Genomic DNA, 3776 nt, shown 5'->3' with positions numbered 1-3776 from the left:
TTCAGAGTACTTGGTCGTCAAGAGTTGGTCTAGCTTATTGTAGTCGTAAGAAATAGTCTTGCCATCTGCTTTTTTGATTTGGGACAGTTGGTTATTGAAATCGTAGGTGTAAATTACTTTTTTTGGCAAAGGTAGAACTTCTTAGCCAGTTTTAGGTAGGTATTAGATTTTCGACTGTTTCATCTCCACATTGTTCTGCTTCAAAAGGTACTTAAGAAAAACTTAAGTACCTTATTTATTGTAGACACCAGTGAAATTCGTTTTACAAGCTCACCCCCTGAAAAGGAAGTAGTCTATTATCTTTTGCACTAATCTGATAAATTATGGTTGATAATCTGTACTTCTCCCCAATTTTCAATTGAATACTGACTTGGATATATTGAAAGCCAATCAGCAATAATTTTATTTTTTAATAAGTTATCTGCAACCTTAACAAGAGATTCCACCTCTGATTTATTCTGGCTATTGTATTCTCCAAAAGGATATTCGTTATCAAAAAACTCTGAAAATACTTTCATTTTTCGAATCAATAAACATGAGTTATGTTTGTAAAAATATTCAACTTGTAGAATATCAGAATTAGATAAATTAAGATTTATAAAAATTGAAACATTACCTTTCTCTATTTTTTCATCTGGGTAATTGAATGTGTAATTGATACTATTGACATCATTAGGCAGACTACTTTCTGCATACGTTTCTACTATTGTTCCAAATAGCAACCCATATGTACTCTTTTTTTCCATATTAGGCAACAATTGCAGTGTTGAAGCATTTGGTTCCCATGAATTTGTTGCGTGCGAGTACTCATCGTGATAGATTTCTTCAAAAATATTCTGATATTTTAGTTTTGAGTGGTCTAAGTATATTAATAGTAGTGAAATAACAGCCAATCCAATTAGGCTAATATACCTTAATTTTTTATTCATTTATGTGCTACCCTTCTACGGAGATTTCGTATAATCCTTAAATTCATTATTACCTGCCTCTAAATTTTTTATAAAATTATATGATGCTTCATAATTCCTTCTAAGATATTCCATAGATTCTGCATCTGTTCGAGGAATATTTGATTGAATATTTGGACCTAATATTACACTTTTCTTGGAACTAGACTAGAGTAAATTGCTTTTTTTACATAGTCCAAGCTGATATTCTGTTTGAAAACATTTGCTCGAGTATAGGCTCCCGAAGATATGCCATCATAATACAAATTGCTTGCAGAAATATAGTCAATGTTGCTTTTCTTCATTATGGAAGTAATATTCATAGTATAAAGATCTGCGCGATAATCATCATTCCCCATACTTGGTCGCGCAAGTGCATCTTTTGTGACATCTCCTCTCCAACCAGCTAATTGTTCTATACCACCATAGAGTGAACCATAAATATTTGCCGGCCGTGGTTTGTCATGCAAATGGGTTGCTTGACTGAAGTATCCTTACCTTTCATCCTCTTTGGATCACAGATATGCTTCTGGGTTTCTTCCAAGGCCTTGGTCCAGTTGCGGTGAATGTTGCGAGCTTCTTTGGATTTTGACTTGCCCCAATTATAGGTGGACTGGCCATTGGCTTGTGCTTGTTGGAGAGTTTCTCAGCCTATTTCAGCTGTGTACTCGATTATCAAAAACCTCATATTTTATTCTACCATATCAAAAAGGAAACACCTAGAAAATTTCTAGGTGTTTTCTTGAACATTATTACACTTGTTTATTCTCTAACCACTCTTTAGCCTCTTTTATCATATAAAGTTTATCTGAATAGTTGGCGATTAATTGAAACTCTATTCTTGCCGTCTGTTCATCTCCTCGATTAAGAGAATTAATAGCATATAGATAGTGACTTCTTATATATTTATATAAGCTGTTTTCTGATAAAGTTAGATTACTAATCTCTTTATTTTGAATAAATAGGGCATCAAATATCTCAATGTATGATAGATAAAACTGTTTCTTTTTATACTCAGACATCTTATTGCTTTGATGAGATAAAAAATGATTCTTAATATTCTCAATTTTATCCCAACTTTGCATTTTCACTCGTGAAAGATAGGCTTGAAAATAATAATCCAATGCAGAATAAGATCCACTTGGTAATTTTTCAAATTCAACTTTCTTTAATAACTCTATTGATTTTTCAAACTGTCCAAACATATAATAATAACTCGATAGTTTAAACAAATAAATATTTTTTGTTTTTCCTCTAAAATTTCGAGATTCAATTTTTGAAATATATTTCTCAAGTACCTCAATGTTTAAACTTTGCAATATTTCAGTCTCAATTCTAGTGACCATAAAATAGAATAAAGCCAAAGAAGAAAGTTCTAATAATGTCATAATTGGCAATACAAGTGTCAACCATTTTGGATAATTAAAACTACATAAGTTGATTATTATTTGAACAAACACAATCATTTTTATGCTTCTTTCCAATCTCCATCGGTTTAATAATATTTTAGTTTTCATATTTTGCATTAAATGACCTACTTTTCTACGGTGCTAGCGGTATTTGTTCCATTGGAGCAGGATTCCCTAGTAATAAAGCTAGGAGGGAAAGAATCGCAGTAGCCTGAGAACCGTTAATAGTTTTAAAGCCAGAATTGACTGTATTTGTGGTTGTAACCCCATTTTTACTTTGACTAATTTCGAATGTATTATAGATACCTAACATACCGTTTACAATATCTGGACTCAGTTTGATCCCAGCACCATTTCCAAACGAAATTCCATTTTTATGGGTAATTCCGTTTATATAATTTGCTTCAATCCCATTTTTACCAAAGGACAAACCTCCCGAAATAGTATTATATTTAGAATAGTTCCCTGAACCACTAACAGACCAATTTCCTCCTCCATAGCCAATCGAAAGTGTTCCTGATTTCGTATTAAATGTCATACCAGAAGGTTTACCATTCGTAAAATCAATATCTAACCATGAATTATCACCTGTAGTCGTTTTTGATGAGTAGTCTATAAATCCAGAAAATAAAATTCCAGAATTTAATTGGCTACTTGATATTATATTGGTATTAGAAATACCCACTGGATTTTTCTTGAGCCAGTCATATAGTCCAAAAGCAATATTATTAACACTTCCAATAATTCCTAATTTGAACAAAGCATTTCTATCTATTTGATTTTTCTTTTGTTTATCATCCTTCCCTTTCATCCTCTTTGGATCACAGATATGCTTCTGGGTTTCTTCTAATGCTAGCGTCCAGTTGCGGTGGATATTGGCTGCTTCTTTGGATTTTGACTTGCCCCAGTTATAGGTGGACTGCCCACTATAGATTGCTGCCTGTAAGGCAGTCATGGCTGAGTGCTGAGCATTCCCTGTTTGCGATTGAGCGTATTGGTAGGCGCTATTGTATGAAGTCACGAAACTATTTGTAATATTGGTAAATGCATTTGGTCCTCCACCCATAAATGCAGGAAGAGTAGGGTGCTGAGGAAGTTGAAGAGTTTTACGTTGTTGTTGAATCAATGCATTAGCTGCCTGTGGATTGTTTATAACAGGCAATCGCTTCTCTATCGGTGTTCCTGAAGGGAATATTGGATATGATTTCGTAGATGGTTTAGGTTTTCTCCTACGTCCACCACCACCCAGCAGTCCCATCGCCCGATGTCCACTTGGATCGGTGTAGTTAACTGGGTTGTTCTGGACATAGCTATAGAGGTTTTGGCTGAGTGGGTCTCGGTCGTCACCTTGGTAGCTATCCTCTGTCAGGAAGGTGCCGACTTGGTGATCATAATACCTCGCCCTTAAGTAGTCCAGCCC

4 protein-coding genes are annotated in these 3776 nt (G+C 34.3%); all 4 read right to left on the bottom strand.

From position 1 onward, the window contains the following. Nucleotides 1-308 precede the first annotated feature (308 nt). Nucleotides 309-929 (bottom strand): TipC family immunity protein, encoded by a 621-nt coding sequence (locus F602_RS0100230; protein WP_018165968.1) that lies wholly within the window; start codon nt 927-929, stop codon nt 309-311. A gap of 164 nt (nt 930-1093) precedes the next feature. After that, nucleotides 1094-1417, bottom strand: a complete 324-nt coding sequence (locus F602_RS10140) for a hypothetical protein (protein WP_018165967.1) — start codon at nt 1415-1417, stop codon at nt 1094-1096. A 282-nt stretch (nt 1418-1699) separates the two neighbouring features. After that, entirely contained in the window at nt 1700-2413 is a 714-nt protein-coding gene (locus tag F602_RS0100220; protein ID WP_040839540.1) for a hypothetical protein, read from the bottom strand. A 76-nt stretch (nt 2414-2489) separates the two neighbouring features. Then, nucleotides 2490-3776: RHS repeat-associated core domain-containing protein (locus tag F602_RS10135; RefSeq protein WP_040839539.1), on the bottom strand; the 1287-nt coding region annotated here is incomplete at its 5' end.

It is taken from the genome of Streptococcus minor DSM 17118, from assembly GCF_000377005.1.
Taxonomy (GTDB): Bacteria; Bacillota; Bacilli; order Lactobacillales; family Streptococcaceae; genus Streptococcus; species Streptococcus minor.
Note: the sequence above shows the minus strand (reverse complement) of the source record. Positions and strands in the feature narration are given on the sequence as shown.

Bases quoted from the DNA above. Each gene is read 5' to 3' on its own strand.
- F602_RS0100230 (WP_018165968.1), bottom strand. From the start codon at position 929: ATGAATAAAAAATTAAGGTATATTAGCCTAATTGGATTGGCTGTTATT.
- F602_RS0100220 (WP_040839540.1), bottom strand. From the start codon at position 2,413: ATGATTGTGTTTGTTCAAATAATAATCAACTTATGTAGTTTTAATTAT.